This is a genomic window from Pseudoselenomonas caprae, assembly GCF_008271345.1.
In the GTDB taxonomy this organism is placed as follows: domain Bacteria; phylum Bacillota; class Negativicutes; order Selenomonadales; family Selenomonadaceae; genus Selenomonas_A; species Selenomonas_A caprae.
Map to the genome: position 1 here is coordinate 34,960 of NZ_VTOZ01000007.1, position 15,084 is coordinate 50,043.

Below are 15,084 nucleotides of genomic sequence, written 5' to 3' on the forward strand. Positions count from 1 at the left end.
AGTGTTGATATGAAAAATCTTGAATGGTGTGAACTTACGAAGAATTTCTATGCGTTCAAATACGTAGCCGATAAGCTTGGCTTCTACGTGCCGGAACTCCAGCAGATGGAGCGCAGCCTCGAAGAATGCCGTCCTTTTGCTGCTGATGAGGATATCCTGGCAAAAGTTCGCAACCTGTCCGAGAAAAAATTGCCGCAGTTCGATTTTTCCGAGCTTGCAACGGCGCAAACGCCGGTCTATGACGAGGACGATAACCTCGCTCATGCTTGATTAAGCACAAAAATGCCCGACAGAGGCTTTCCTCTGCCGGGCATTTTTTATTTTCTGCGTTTTCGCGCTTCAATCGAGATATTCATGTAATTTCTCGAACAGATTCGGAAGGTCAATGGGCTTTAAGATATAATCGTTCATACCGCTTTCCATCGCGGCTTTACGGTCTTCATCAAACGCATTGGCCGTCATCGCCAGGATAGGAATATCCTGCGTCCATTTGCTGGGCAGCCTGCGGATGGCCCGCGAAGCATCGAGGCCATTCATGACGGGCATCTGCAGATCCATGAGCACCAAATCGTAGCCGCCCTCAGGCGCCGCCTTTATCTTATCAACGGCGATGGCCCCATTTTCGGCCAGGTCGATCTTTATGTCGGTATTTTCGAGCAGCGCATAGACGATTTCGGCATTGATTTCATTATCTTCGACCAGCAGGATATTTCCCCGCAGATCCTGCTGCTGCAGGACCGTGCTGCTGTGCTCGAGCGATGTACCGCTTTTCTTCGCCTGCCCCGCATCCCCCGCCAGCATCTCTTCCACCTGCTGCAGATGCCCGGCAATACCTGCCTGACCGGTCACGGCCGTGAGCTTCAGCAAGAGGTTGATGGTGATTTCCGTTCCCGTTCCGGGCTCACTCCAGACCGAGATATCGCCGCCCATCATATCGACGAGATTCTTGACGATGGCCATGCCCAGGCCCGTCCCCTGCACGCGGCTCTGCGTGCTCGTCCGCTCGCGCGTGAACGGCTCGAAGATATGCGCGACGAACTCCGGCGCCATGCCGATGCCGGTATCGCGGATGACAAAAGTAAAGCTGCCATAGCCATTCGGAGCCTGCTTGTCCTGCGCGATTTCAAGAGCTACCGTGCCGCCGGGTTCGGTGAACTTCACGGCATTGGACAAGCAGTTGAGCAGGACCTGATTGAGCCGCAGGCGGTCACACCAGATGCGCTCGTTGGCAATCCTTTCGGTATCGACACAGAAAGTCAGCTGCCGCGCATCCATATCGGGCTGCAGGATATAGGTCAGCTCCTGCACGATATCGGCAAAGCTGTTTTCCGATACGTTCAGCGCCATCTTGCCGCTTTCGATGCGGCTCATGTCGAGCACATCGTTGATGATGGACAGCAGATGATCGCTGGCCGTCGAAATCTTGTTCAGATAGTTGCGCACGCATTCCGTATCCTGCAGATGCGCCGCCGCCAGTGCCGTATAGCCCATGATGGCGTTCATCGGCGTACGGATATCGTGTGACATATTCGTAAGGAAATGGGTCTTGGCCTGGTTGGCCGTATTGGCCTGCTGCAAAGCCAGTTCGAGCTGCTCATGCTGCTTGGCAAGCTTTTCCCGCTGATGCTCCAGCCGTTTGGCCAGCTCGAATTCCTTCGCGCGATTGTAATCAATCGGTGCAATCGAAAGGATGATGCGCGAGGCTTTGCCATCCTCACCGCGGTCATACACCTGGAAAAAAGCCCTGCGCCACGGCTTTTCGTAATCCGGCAGCTCATAGACAAACTCACGGCTTTCTTCATCGGCAATATAGTCTTTGACGAATTGCGGATCGGCAAGATTCTGCATCATCGTCCGCTGGTCACTGCTGACCAATGGCAGCAGGCGCTTCATGACACTGCTGTACGATGTCGTCAGCCGGCCATCGGGCAATGGCACCATCTGGGGCCGCTTGTAGACGCGCAGGATATCCTGGTTGAGATCGCAGAAATAGATGGCGTCGACCTCCTTGATGATATGCTGGTGGACCAGCGTGCCGCCAATGCGCTCATCGTTTTCGCGGATGCCGAGCACGACGGAGACCAGTTTGCCATCCTTCTCCTCGAGTCGTACGAATTTCATTTCGGCAAAGTGTATCTCTTTGTCAACGTACAGGCTAAAGGAAATCGAATACGTGCGCTGGTCCTTGAGCATCTTGCTGACATAAGCCAGCGAGGCCACTGCCCGGACGCGCAGGCGATCAAGCGGATAGACCTGGCGCTCGGCATAGCAGGTCAATGCCTCCGCATAGGTCAGTGCCTCCGTATCCTGCCTGTCCATCGCCTGACGGAATACATCCTGGGTCGTAAAGGCTGTCATGGCACCGTCCTGCATGTTGACACAGTACACAGAGGTATAATCATCCGATAAGGCCAGAACCGCGCCGACGGATTTCTGCCATGCCGGCTGGCCCTTTTCCTTGGTTATATCGTTCATTTCTATGCTCCTTATTTCCATTCAGCTGCCATCAATCCTTGCTGCAAAGCTCCTGGATTGTCCTGGCTATCTTCGCAAGCGGCACCTGCTGCTCGACGGCCCCGATGTCAAAGGCCGCTTTCGGCATGCCATAGACCACCGAGCTCAGCTTGTCCTGTCCGATTGTCCGCGCCCCGCAGCGCAGCATGTCCAAAAGCCCCTCGGCCCCGTCGCGGCCCATGCCGGTCAGGATGATGCCCAGCGCCGTGTCGCCCGCCGCCTGGGCCACCGAGTGAAACAGCACATCGGCCGATGGACAGACACCGTGCACAGGCCTTCCGGGCTGGCAGTCGAGCTGGAAGCCGCCATCGATGCGCTTCAGCGTCATGTGCTTATGCCCTGGGGCAATGTAGACCGTATTGGACCGGACGATATCGCCAGCCTCCGCCTCCTTGACATGCAGGCGGCACTCATTGTTGAGCCGCTCGGCCAGCCGCTCGGAAAAGAGCGGCGGGATGTGCTGCGCGATGACGATGGGCGGCAGCGGCGGCCGGAGCGACGGCAGGATATCCGACAGCGCCTTGGTTCCCCCTGTCGAGGAGCCGATGGCGATGATGCGTATCGGCACATTCGTATGGCGGATTGCCGGGCGCGTGCCGGTCGGTGCTGCCCCATCACTCAGGGGCACAGCGTCAGGCTTGGGCGGCGCCTGACGCTGTGCCGGCCAGATATCCCGGGCCACCGTCGCACTGCGGCCGATGCTCTGCCCCTTTGTCCCGTTTTTCTCGCAGGCCGCCCGGATAGAGGCTGCCAGCTCATCGAAGAATATTGTCTTGTCCGCTCCCGGTTTTGGCTTGGCCAGGTAGGAAAATGCCCCCATCGACTCGGCACAGCTCCTGGTCTTGGCGAGCATGCCGTAGGTCACCACGGGTGCTTCTGTCATATGCACCACCAGCGAGAGGAACATCTGGTTGTCAGTCTGCTGGATTCCAAGGAAGAGATTCAGCACGATGACGTCCGGCTTGAACATGCGTATCTTCATGATGGCGTCGTCCATCTCCGTTGCCCCTTCAAGCTGGGCGCCTGCCAACCGGCTCCTTATCCCTGCCAATACCGTGTCCCGTGCGGTCGCGGAAGGTTCCATTACCAGAACACGAATCGTAACCATCCCTTTTCTCCTTCATCTTCGCATAGCGTCTCAGCTGTCAGACAGCAGGGCCTGATACCAGGGCATCTGCCGCTCGGCAGCCACTGTCGTCGGCTCGGAGTGTCCCGAGAGCAGCGCCGTATCCGGCGGCAGTGACAGGATATGCCTGACAATCCCCTGCATCAGTTGGCGTTCGTCGCCGCCAGGCAGGTCCGTGCGGCCATAGCTGCTCTTGAAAACCGAGTCGCCGACAAAAGCGATCTTGTCCTGCGCGCTATAGTAGATACAGCCATCGGCCGTATGGCCAGGCACAGGCACCATATGCAGGCCGAAGGCCGGCTTGTCCCTAAGCTCCACATCGGAATTGTCCGCGATATAGGTGACCCCAGACAAGGTCAGCGGCTCCTCCAGCTGGGCCGAAAGGTTCCAAACCGGATCTTCGGCATACTGGCGGCCATTTCCCTGCATGAGAACCGGCACCGCCAGCTCCTGCTGCAGGGCCGGCACCGCACCGATGTGGTCGAAGTGCCCATGGGTCAGCAGGATCTTCTCGATGGTGAAGCCCTGCTCCCGGATGATGGCGAGCAGTTTCTCCGGCTCGGCACCAGGATCGATCAGGAAGCCGTGCTTTGTCTCATCGTCTATATAAAAATAGGAATTCGTCACGATATAGCCCATGACCTGTGCTTGTATAATCATTCCATTCACCTCAGATAACCATGCTAGTCCTTCCTTATCTTATTCGCCCAGCAGGTGCCATCTTCCTGCCACGATATGAAATCTAGTCTGCTCCAGGGCAGGATTCTGCCGTAAGGGAGGAACGAAAAAAGCGATGGATCCCGCAAAGATCCATCGCTTCTCTCAGGCAGATATCAGCAGTGCCAGCAGCCGGACTGCATAGGCAGCCAGCCAGGCGATCACGCACTGCACGATGACAGTCAGGAACGCATTGCGCCCGCCGATCTCGCGGCGCATGGTCGAAATCGCCGCCACGCACGGCGTGTAGAGCAGCACGAACACCAGCAGCACCACGGCCGTCAGCGGTGTCAGCAGCCCCGCCAGCAGCGACGCATCGCCACCGAGCAGTACTGTAAGCGTCGATACGACCGTTTCTTTCGCCATGAAGCCTGTGATAAGTGCCGTAGCCACACGCCAATCCGCAAAGCCCAGCGGCGCGAAAATCGGCGCGGCGAGCTTGCCGATGGCAGCCAGCAGGCTTTGCTCGGGCGATTCGGCAACGTTTAGCCGCAGGTCGAACATCTGCAGACACCAGATGATGATGGAGGCCAGGAAGATGATGGTGAACGCCTTCATGAGAAAGCCCTTGGCCTTATCCCAGATGAGCCGTGCCACGCTCTTGGCCGACGGGATGCGGTAATTCGGCAGCTCCATGACAAAGGGCACCGGCTCGCCGCGGAACCGCGTCCGCCGCAGCAGCAGCGCAAACAGGATGCCCACACCGATGCCGGTAAAATAAAGGGCAATCATGATAACGGCCTGATACTCGCGCGGGAAAAAGGCACCGATGAGCAGCGCATAGATTGGCAGCTTGGCACTGCAGCTCATGAACGGCAGCAGGAGCACCGTCATCTTGCGGTCGCGCTCACTGGAAAGCGTCCGCGTTGCCATGATGGCTGGCACCGAGCAGCCAAAGCCGACGAGCATCGGCACGATGCTGCGCCCCGACAGGCCGATGCGGCGCAGCAGCCGGTCCATGACAAACGCCACGCGCGCCATGTAGCCCGTATCCTCGAGGATAGACAGGAAAAAGAACAACGTCACGATGGTCGGCAGGAAGCTGATGACACTGCCGATGCCCTCGAGGGCTCCGTGGATGATGAGGTCATGGACGACAGGATTCACGCCGGTCGCCGCAAGCAGCCCATCCACCGTATCGGTTACGCCGCCGACCACGACCGCCATGCCATCGGTCAGCAGTGCGCCGATACCAGCAAACGTCATCACGAAGATAAAGGCCATGATGGCCACAAAGCTGGGAATGGCCGTATACTGGCCGGTCAGGATGCGGTCGATCGCCACGCTGCGCTGATGCTCGCGGCTCTCATGCGGGCGTACCACCGTCTGCGCGCAAAGATTCGTGATGAAGGCAAAACGCATATGGGCCATGGCCGCCTCGGCATCCAGCCCCGTCTCCTCCTGCAGGATGGTGATGATATGTGCAAACATCTCCTGCTTTTCCTGCGGCAAAGCCAGGCTGTCCGCCATCCGCCCATCCTTTTCGATGAGCTTCGTCGCCGCAAAGCGCAGCGGCATCCCGATTTTCCGCGCCTCGGGCTCAATCATATGCGCCGTCGCATGGATGGCGCGATGCACCGCAGCGATAGGATCGCCCTGCGCCTCGCTATCCTTGCAGAAGTCGATGCGCATCGGCTGCCGGTGATGGCGCGCCATATGCAGCGCATGATCCACCAGCTCATCGACACCCTCATTCTTGGCCGCTGAAATCGGCACGACGGGAATGCCGAGCACGGCCTCAAGCTCATTGATGAGAATCGAGCCGCCGTTATCACGCACCTCATCCATCATGTTGAGCGCCAGCACCATCGGGATGCCGAGCTCCATGAGCTGCATCGTCAGATACAGATTGCGCTCAAGGTTCGTCGCATCGACGATATTGATGATGCCATCGGGATGGGTCTGCAGCAGGAAATCGCGGGTGACGATCTCCTCGCTGGAGTAGGGAGACAGCGAGTAGATGCCCGGCAGGTCAGTCACACGCGCCTCGCGGTGGCCGCGAATCTGCCCATCCTTGCGGTCAACGGTCACGCCGGGAAAATTGCCCACATGCTGATGCGTTCCCGTCAATTGATTGAACAATGTCGTCTTGCCGCAATTCTGATTGCCGACCAAGGCAAACGCCAAGGGCGCGCCCTTCGGTATCGGCGCCGGATCATGGCGGTGCTGCTGCGGCGCATAACCTAGCTCACCGACGCCTGGATGGTCGATATCGCGCTTGCGCTGCTCGCTATAGGCCTCATCTTCCTGCTGGTGTACACCCTCGATGGCAATACTGCGGGCCTCATCGCGGCGCAAGGTCAAATCATAGCCGCGCACCTTGAGCTGCAGCGGGTCCCCCATCGGTGCTACCTTCTGCAGCGTCACCTCGGTATGCGGCGTAAGCCCCATATCGAGCAGATGATGGCGCAGCGCACCACTGCCGTCCACCCGCGTGATGAACGCTCCCTGTCCCGGCTGTAATTCATCTAAAGTCATAATCCGTCAGCCTTTCCAGAGATTCAAATCCATCATTACCTTATCCGTCTCCCACGGAGCGATGACCGTATAGGGCACTGCCCACTTATCCAGCATCGCAACGACCTGCGCATCCTTTTCCTTTGCCTGCGCGAGATCCGTCTCCTTGCGGCCATCGATCGACAGGAATTCATCGTTGCGCCGCAGCAGATAATTGATGTTGTCATAGCGGCCAAACTCCTGCATGACCAGCGCATCAAACGCCTCGGTCGGCTCACGGTTGTAGATGATATTGAGGGGCAGCGGCGAATCGCAGACAGCAAAGTCGATATCGTAGCGCGCCAGCGTGCGCGTCCGATGCGCCTGCTCCGCAAAGAGATAGAGCTGATCCTCAACGATATCCGTCGCATTCTGATACCAAAGCCACTTGGCAAACTCGCCAACGAGCTCTGTCTTATAGCCTCTGCGCTTAAGCTTGGAATAAATATCGGCCGCAATCGTGCTCTTGCCGATGCCAGCGCCGCCATAGAAATTGATTACCTTCAAAACGTCATCTCCAAAACATTGATAGTTGCCTTCCTATTGTAGCACAAAATAGCAAACCTGTCCTCACGGACGCAAGCGCGGGACAAACCAGGCCACAAGACCATCCATGCCTAAGAGCAATGCCAGGATCAGGAAAGCCCCCGTAAACCCAAAGCCAGCATGCAGGAAGCCAAAAATCGCCGAAATGATCGTCGCACCGACGCCCGTTGCCACCGTAATGGCAGCTGTCACTGTCGCCGTACGGCCGCCGGCAAAGTCAGCCACATAGGTAAGCACGTTCGGATAGACGCCGCCACAGAAAAAGCCGAGCGCAAAGACTACCACAAAGGCCATAAGCTCGCTCTGCGCCACAGTCAGCAGCGCCAGCATCAATGCCGCCCCCAGCGGGGCAATATAGATAAGCCGGCTGCGATGTTTGGCAAACAGGCCACAAAGAAACCGCGACGGAATCATCGCGAGCCAAAACAACGATAACGCCAGATAGCCGCGGGCAGAAGCAAGCGTATCCAGCATAAAATTACTAAGGAAAAAGCACACGCCGTTCTCAACGCCAACATAGAGGAACATGATCAGGCAGAGGAAAGCCACGCCTTTGCCATACATGCCTTTGCTGCTGACATCCTGCACATCTACCGCCAGCAGTTCACGCGGCGAAAACTCCGTACGCACAAGGCCAACGGTCAACAGCAGGAAGATAAGCCCGCTCAGCAGGAAAAAACTGCGCCAGCCGCCCGGCCCCCCCATAGAGATACCTACGGCCAGCGGCGCTGCCACAGCCCCGAGCGCAAACATCGCCGTAATGTAGCCCATGCGCCGGTTGCGCGTCAGCGGATAAGCATCCTGCATGCCGGCAATCGCGACATACTGGACAATGCTGCAGGCAAAGCCAAGCGTAAAAATGCCCACGGCAAACAGCAGCGACTCCGTCGCGAGCATGATGACGGCTGCCGACAGCACCCGTGTCGCCGTAAAGAGCACCAGCATGATCTTTTTCCCGATGCGGTCAGCCAGCGCCCCCAAAAGCAATGGCGCTATCATCGTCGCAAAAAGCTGCACCGAGGCCAGAATCCCCTGCTGGCCTATCGATAAATCAAACTCCTGCCCGATATAGAGAATTGCCGCCTGATAACCGCCTGTCTCAAAGCCATTCATAAAAATCGATAGCAGAAAAAGCAGCGATAAATCGTTGCGCTGCCAAAACCCTGTTTTTCCCATAGACTCACCTTCTTTCGCTGTTAGGATTCGACAGCCGCGCCGCCATCACCTGCCAGACGTCAAGCTGACCAGTCAAAATTGACTTGTCAACTTGACTGGTCAAAAACTTTCCCCATACACAAAAAAGACCGCCTGATGGCGGCCTTTCGCATTTTCCTGTCAGCGTTCATTCTTTTTTATTCTTCTGCCAGCAGGACATGACCATCCTTGGCAAAGGTCACCTCGCCCTGGTGCATATCCGCAGTGACATAGGCCACGTGGAAACTTTCCGTATCCCCCGCCCCTATGCGCTCCGTCTCGCAGAACGCCGTATCGGGATGCACAGACCGCACCACATCTTCAGCAATCTGCTCATCGATGACCGGCGTCCCCTGCACATACAGCAGCGCCCCCCAGACAGCAGCACCTATGACAACACCCAAACACTTTTTCATACAGAATCCTTCCTTTCCCTTGACCTATGCATAGTATACAACGTTACAATCATAATGTTTATAGGTTAACAGGAAGTATTCTGTATTCATACTACAATTACGGCAATTGTCAACCATCTATTCGTGATTTTCTCGCTGGCAAACGAACTGTTCCCCCCAGCCGGCTTCAAGTTCTGCCCTACAAGAGCCACCATTTCAGAAAAGGGATGGTAACAAAGGAGATTGCTGTTGTCAACGATACCGATTCAACGGATAATTTGATGTTTGCTTCAAAAGCATTGGCCAGCATAACGATCATGGAGCCAACGGGCATCCCAAATGTAATTACTGCAATTCCGACAAGCACATAATCAAAATCCGTAAAACATACCATCAACAGATAAACACCTGCCGGAATCACCAGCAATCGTAGAAACGCCACCCAATAGAGGCGGCGTTCCCGAAAAAGCTCCCGAATATGGATCTGCTGCAAGGATGCACCGATAATCAGCATGGACAAAGGCGTTGTGATATTGCCTAGCAGATAGCAAGCATCCGCTAAGACTTGTGGCAAATGCCATTGCAATACATAAAGCAACAGCGCGAAAACGGTCAGCACCAGCCCCGGATTCCACAATCTCTGCCAACAAAACCGCTTATACACGGTCTGCTGGTTCATCAGATACATGCCATAGGAATAAACCAGCAGATCAAACGGAATATGCAGCACCGCTGTGTAGAAAACTGCTTCCATCCCAAACATAGCCTGCACAATAGGAAAACCTAACAATGAAGTATTCGAGAAGATCAGCATGAACTGATAGGTGCCCGCCTCTCGGGAGCACACCCCCAGTCTTTTCGTAAAGAACCAGGCCAGTACAGGCAAGAGGATATAGATTCCTGCCCCGAAACCGATATACGACAGAATCATAGCCATATCGGTCGTTTGCATTTGCGATACCGAAGCAATCACAAGCAAGGGACAAGTGATATTGACTGCCAGCGAAGATATTTCCTTAATGCCCTGCGAACTCAGTATGGCCTTTCTTTTCAGGATATACCCTGACAGCAGCAGAAAAAGCAGCTGTCCCATAGCATTGGCCAATGATGAATCCATACCATCAGATCCTTTCTAACGGAAAAGTCATGCAATGGGGACCACCTCCCGCCTTCAGGATTTCCGTAATAGGCAGCTCTATGACTTTCATGCCGCGCTTATCCAGCGCTTCATTGACTGCTTCATTCTGTTTCAACGAAAATACCCGATGATCGCCAATTGCCTGCAGGTTGCAGCCATGACGGAATATGGCCGCCTCCTCCACAGGAATGATTTCAATCTCCAATTGTTTCAATTTTTTCAGGAATTCCTCTGGCAAACCATCCGCATATGCCACAGCCAGATGATCATCCACCAGATTGAAGCACATATCAAGATGCAGATATTCCGTCTTGCCAGGTACAGGGATGACTTCATAGCCATAGGGACGCAGACCGGCGCGGATTTCTTCATACCCTTTTGCATCCGTGCGGGCAAACATTCCCAAGGCAATGGTATGCGCATCAAGGAACATGAAGTCTCCGCCTTCGAACAGTCCCTCCTCGCATTTCACCAGCACCGGAATCCCTTGCTCGGCCATTTTCTTTCTGTAATCAACGTGCTCTAAATCCCGCAGGGATTCTTTGAACCGGCCTAAAATATACCCTTCCCTCACACAGCCACCGAAATCCCGGGCAAAGACAGAATTGGGGCGGGCGGCGGCAGCCGGCAGAAACTCGGTCGCAATGCCATTTTCATGATATGCCTTCACAAGCAGTTCATGTTCCTGCATCATCTTTTCCACATCAAGCTCTAAGTCCCACTTCTTGGCAATCTCATTGATGGGGGCAGCCTTCAAATACTCCGGCCTGGACAATAACACACGCTTCAATACACCAGTACCATTTCTTACAAACATAGTTCTCACTCCTGTTTCGCAAAGGGATTTATCCTAAAAATTCGGCAAAGGTCTTCAATAGCAGCCGCGGCAGCACTTGGAAGGAATACGGCTTATATACCCGTTCCGTCCATTTATGGGCATCTTTGCCATAGCAGCCATAATTCAAAGCCGGAATGTGCAAAGCCCGGATGGATTCTAGCGGTAGGGGGTAAAGCTTTGCCATGGCCGGCATATTCTTCTGCAGACACGCAACAGAAGTTTCATCATCTTGAATCGTCAAATAACTGCTATCGGAAAGACTCGGAAAGAACTGCTTGATTTCATAAGTTTCGCCAGTTTCCTGGCCAAAATCATTCACAATACCGGCCAACTGCTCATACAAACGGCGTTCCCCTTCGTTTTCCTGACGCAGCGTGTTGAAAGGACAATAAGGCGGCGCAAAGAATACCACCGCCACCGGGCCTAAGAAATCCGCTTTGCGGACCAGCAGCCGGACTAGTTCCAGCGAAATCATCCGCAGATCCATGCCATCCTCCTGCAGCTCGGCCGCCCGTGCTTGCAGCGTCTCCTCAATATCAGCCTCGTTTTCCTTGATCAGCGCTGTCAATTCTTCTGCAGTTAACACGCGGACTGGCCTGCAGCCAGCAGACAAGGCTGCCTGTCCGGACAACTCCGCATAGGCTGCTGCCCCCGCCTGGATTCTTGTCGTAACAGTGTCCAAAGCCTTCTGCGCCACCGCTTTCATTTCCGCCAGGATCTGGACAGCGGACTTGCTGTGAACCATATAATTAAAATAAGCAAACGCCTCTTGCGCTGTCTGAACGTTATAGCTGTTTTTCAGATCCTTCAGTTTCAGCACCGACGGTGGCAGGGTAAATTCCCCCTGGTAACCATCACAGTAGTTCGTATTGTAGTTCAGTGCCCTTACAATTTCCGCCATGGCCACCGAGGCATCCACTCCCTCAAAGCACTGCCCCACATGCGTCTCATGCCCGCGGATATAGAAACAGGGCAACAGCTTGCCAACGACCCCCGTATAGATATACCGATGCGTATCCCCTTCATATAGCGGACAAATATAATCATTGTTGATGGCAAACAGGTAATGGAAGCCCTGTTCTTGCTGCAGCTTCACCAACAAGGACAGCCCTGCGAGCATCCCCGTATGCTGGTTTTCTTCCACAGGGTTGATCGATAGCAACAGATTACCGGAGAACCATTCCAAATGCTGGCTCAAATACTCCAGCAGGACCATAAACACCACGTCACCGCTCTTCATGTCACAGGCACCGCGGCCTGGCAGCCAGTCACCGCTTGCCAGTTCTTCCCTCAAGCCGGACGGCAGGTCCAGCTGCAGTAGTTTTGCCAGCAGTTTATCACAATCGACAGCATAGGCTTCCAGCTTGCCATAATCTTCCGTGCCAACGGTGTCCATATGTCCATGCAACAAGATGGTATCTGTGCTTTCCCGCTTCTTTCCATGAACCCAGGCAAAGATATTGCTGCGCTGCAGCTTATCGCCCTTGATTTCCTGACGGATAACCTGTTTCGGGTGGGCTGCAAAATACGGAATGCGGCGCAGCCATCCTTCTACGAAATCTGCTGCAGCTTTTTCACCGGCTGTACCGTTGACGCTTTTCACAGCGACAAACGCCTTGGTGATTTCTTCCATCCTGCCCGCAAGATTGACATCGAATTCCATGATAACCACAATCCTCCTCTTCACTCATAAAAGATATGAAACCAGCGTCAGCAATGGAAGCGCCAACAGTGTACGTTCAAGAAAGATAAGGAACAAGCGCTTGAAATCCAGCCCTACGCCAGCCTTGACAATAATACTGCCCACCTCCGTCAGATAAATGATCTGGACCAAGGACAGACCAGCTACAATAAAGCGGGTGCCCACTGGCAGATCCGGGCTGGTAATCAAAGCGGGGATAAACATATCGATAAAACCCACCAGTGAAGCCGGAGCCACCTCAAATGCTCCTTCAATTCCGAGCAGGCTCATATATGCCCCCATGGGATAGGAAATCCACTGCATGAGGGGAGTCTCATTGACCAGCAGCGTTCCTATCGTCCCCCAGGCAATGACAATAGGAATCAAATCCAGCAAAATGCCCACCGTCATCTTGCTGCCAGCATATATTGCATCCGTAAGATGAAACTGGCCGGCACGTGCCAAAGCTGCAGACCAGGCCCATCTGAATAAAGCTGCATCCAAGGGGACCTCTTCATTGATGCGTTTCTCGCCGCAGTAACTGTCAGGGATGGCTGACAGCGGACGGATGCGAACGCCGATTACTGCTAAAAACAGGCCAACGGCCGTAACGGCACTATATAGCAACAAAAAATATTCTGTTACTTGCAAAGTTTCCGCTACCACCATGCAGAAAGGAATCGACACTAATGAAAAATTCGTCATAATAGAAGCCGCTTCTCGTTTGCTATAAAAACCGCTGTGATACTGATTGCTCGTAATAAGGACTGCCGTATTGGACGAAGCCAGCCAGGAGGCAATCAAATCCACCGAAGCACGGCCTGGCACCCGGAACAGCGGACGGATCAGCGGCTTCAACAGGATTCCCAAAAATTCCATGATGCCGCAATCAGTCAGAAACGGCAGCACAAAACTCAGCGCCAAGGCAATGGCAATCAGTGTCTGGGAGAGATTTACCATACTGCCGCCCACATCTTCACTGCGGATTATCTCTGGTCCTGCACCGAGGACTACCGATAAGGTTACAGCCAGGGATATGAGCCGGGTCAGCACATAAGGTTTTGAAACAAAGACCAGCTCAGCCAGCCAGGGAATACGGCAAAGCGCTGCTGGCTTCCAGAAGATTCCCAGAAGAGCACTGCCAGCCGATATTGCCACAATGGCGGTCAGCAGCCAAGGAACATTCGCCTGGATGCTCTTGTCGATAAAATCTGTCAGAATACTGAGCGTCGTATTGAACCCACCTGCATCCGCCTCTAACGGGAACAAGAACATAAAACAACCAAAGCCGGAACAACACAGGAATTTCAAAATCCTGCTCCAAGCATAGCTGCCGTGTTTTCCTTCCATATGCAAATCCAAAGTCCGTTCCATAAATATACCTTCTTTCTAAAAAAGCAACGATACCTGGCCTCTTCCAGCCATAAGCATCGTTGCTTTCCTTCCTTATTTTCTCATCCTGCTAAATCATGCAGCCTGTCTCTATGTCCATGAACAAAATCCACCATATGCTGAACGGAACGGGCTGCCAGTTCCTGTACGGACTCCTCCGAAAAGAAGGCTGCATGGGGCGTCAAGATAACATTATCCCGCCCCAACAACGGACAACAGGTCAAATCCGGCTCTTCGGCAGCCAGCACATCAAGGCCGGCTGCCGACAACCAATGCCTATCCAGTGCCTCCGCCAAATCCGCCTCTGCTACCGCGCTCCCCCGCCCCATGTTGATAAAAATAGGCGCCCGCTTCATCCGGCAGAATAACTCACGATTGAAATAGTGATAATTCGAAGGTGCTTCCTGCATATGATTGACCAGGATGTCCGCACACTCCAGGGCCTCCCAGCCCCGCATCCGCACCACATGATGAACCGCTGCTTCTTCTGCTGTCAAATGCCGAGATACCACTGCCACTTTCAGTCCAAAGGCACGGGCCAAAGCTGCCACCCGACGGCTGATATGCCCCCAGCCGAATAAGGCAAGGCAGCGTCCCGATAGGCGGTGCAAATTGTTTTCTGCCTGGAATTTCCAGCTATGCTGCCGGACGACCTGCATATCATAGGCTTTCAAATGACGGGCCAGCGCCAGCAACAATGCCATGGTATGTTCTGCCACCTCCTCTGAACAGTAATCGGATACATTCGTCACCGTAACGCCAAAATCTCTCGCAGCCTGCAAATCAATATTGCCATAACCAGCTGCATTGACAGAAATCATCTGCAACTCCGGCGCCCCTGCAAATACTTCCCTTGTCATAGGAATAAATGCCGTCTGCAGGATTTTTATATGTTGCAGCTCCTGCAGCAGCTGTTCTTGTGACCGGTAAGCTGCCAGCCGTATCTGTGCTCCAGGTACTTGTTCCTGCAAGCGCTGCTGCTGCCAGGAGAAATCCTGCTCCATCTCCTGTGGATAATCACAAAACAAAATCTTCATCTGTATACCT

Annotated in this window: 13 protein-coding genes; 1 reads left to right on the forward strand and 12 read right to left on the reverse strand. The window is 54.3% G+C overall.

Going from position 1 to position 15,084, the window contains the following annotated elements; translation table 11 throughout:
* The first annotated feature begins 9 nt into the window (after positions 1 to 9).
* A complete protein-coding gene (locus tag FZ041_RS04670; RefSeq protein ID WP_149188715.1) occupies positions 10 to 270 on the forward strand; it encodes a hypothetical protein in 261 nt (86 codons plus the stop codon).
* A gap of 69 nt (positions 271 to 339) precedes the next feature.
* Here the strand turns inward: FZ041_RS04670 and FZ041_RS04675 are convergent, their stop codons facing one another.
* From FZ041_RS04675 to FZ041_RS04730, 12 genes are all read right to left on the reverse strand, one after another.
* Positions 340 to 2,475: a hybrid sensor histidine kinase/response regulator gene (locus tag FZ041_RS04675; RefSeq protein ID WP_075444798.1), complete on the reverse strand. Its 2,136-nt coding sequence runs from the start codon at positions 2,473 to 2,475 to the stop codon at positions 340 to 342.
* Positions 2,476 to 2,506: 31 nt separating this feature from the next.
* Positions 2,507 to 3,622, reverse strand: a complete 1,116-nt coding sequence (locus tag FZ041_RS04680) for a chemotaxis protein CheB (protein WP_149188716.1) — start codon at positions 3,620 to 3,622, stop codon at positions 2,507 to 2,509.
* Positions 3,623 to 3,652: 30 nt separating this feature from the next.
* Positions 3,653 to 4,300, reverse strand: coding sequence for an MBL fold metallo-hydrolase (locus FZ041_RS04685; RefSeq protein WP_149188717.1), 648 nt, complete (start codon positions 4,298 to 4,300; stop codon positions 3,653 to 3,655).
* Positions 4,301 to 4,462: 162 nt separating this feature from the next.
* Complete coding sequence (feoB, locus tag FZ041_RS04690; RefSeq protein WP_149188718.1) at positions 4,463 to 6,835, reverse strand: ferrous iron transport protein B; 2,373 nt, start codon at positions 6,833 to 6,835, stop codon at positions 4,463 to 4,465.
* Between the two features lie 6 nt (positions 6,836 to 6,841).
* A complete protein-coding gene (locus tag FZ041_RS04695) occupies positions 6,842 to 7,360 on the reverse strand; it encodes an AAA family ATPase (RefSeq protein WP_075444806.1) in 519 nt (172 codons plus the stop codon).
* Between the two features lie 63 nt (positions 7,361 to 7,423).
* Positions 7,424 to 8,575, reverse strand: a complete 1,152-nt coding sequence (locus FZ041_RS04700) for an MFS transporter (protein ID WP_149188719.1) — start codon at positions 8,573 to 8,575, stop codon at positions 7,424 to 7,426.
* Positions 8,576 to 8,751: 176 nt separating this feature from the next.
* A complete protein-coding gene (locus FZ041_RS04705) occupies positions 8,752 to 9,009 on the reverse strand; it encodes a hypothetical protein (RefSeq protein WP_149188720.1) in 258 nt (85 codons plus the stop codon).
* Between the two features lie 178 nt (positions 9,010 to 9,187).
* The gene (locus FZ041_RS04710) at positions 9,188 to 10,105 is read right to left on the reverse strand and encodes an AEC family transporter (RefSeq protein WP_149188721.1); all 918 of its coding nucleotides are present in this window, start codon (positions 10,103 to 10,105) and stop codon (positions 9,188 to 9,190) included.
* 4 nt (positions 10,106 to 10,109) lie between these two features.
* A complete protein-coding gene (locus FZ041_RS04715) occupies positions 10,110 to 10,943 on the reverse strand; it encodes a dimethylarginine dimethylaminohydrolase family protein (RefSeq protein ID WP_149188722.1) in 834 nt (277 codons plus the stop codon).
* Between the two features lie 28 nt (positions 10,944 to 10,971).
* Positions 10,972 to 12,627 (reverse strand): M20/M25/M40 family metallo-hydrolase, encoded by a 1,656-nt coding sequence (locus FZ041_RS04720; RefSeq protein WP_149188723.1) that lies wholly within the window; start codon positions 12,625 to 12,627, stop codon positions 10,972 to 10,974.
* A 24-nt stretch (positions 12,628 to 12,651) separates the two neighbouring features.
* Entirely contained in the window at positions 12,652 to 14,019 is a 1,368-nt protein-coding gene (locus FZ041_RS04725) for a YjiH family protein (protein ID WP_149188724.1), read from the reverse strand.
* 80 nt (positions 14,020 to 14,099) lie between these two features.
* Positions 14,100 to 15,074: an NAD(P)-dependent oxidoreductase gene (locus tag FZ041_RS04730; protein ID WP_149188725.1), complete on the reverse strand. Its 975-nt coding sequence runs from the start codon at positions 15,072 to 15,074 to the stop codon at positions 14,100 to 14,102.
* Positions 15,075 to 15,084 lie beyond the last annotated feature (10 nt).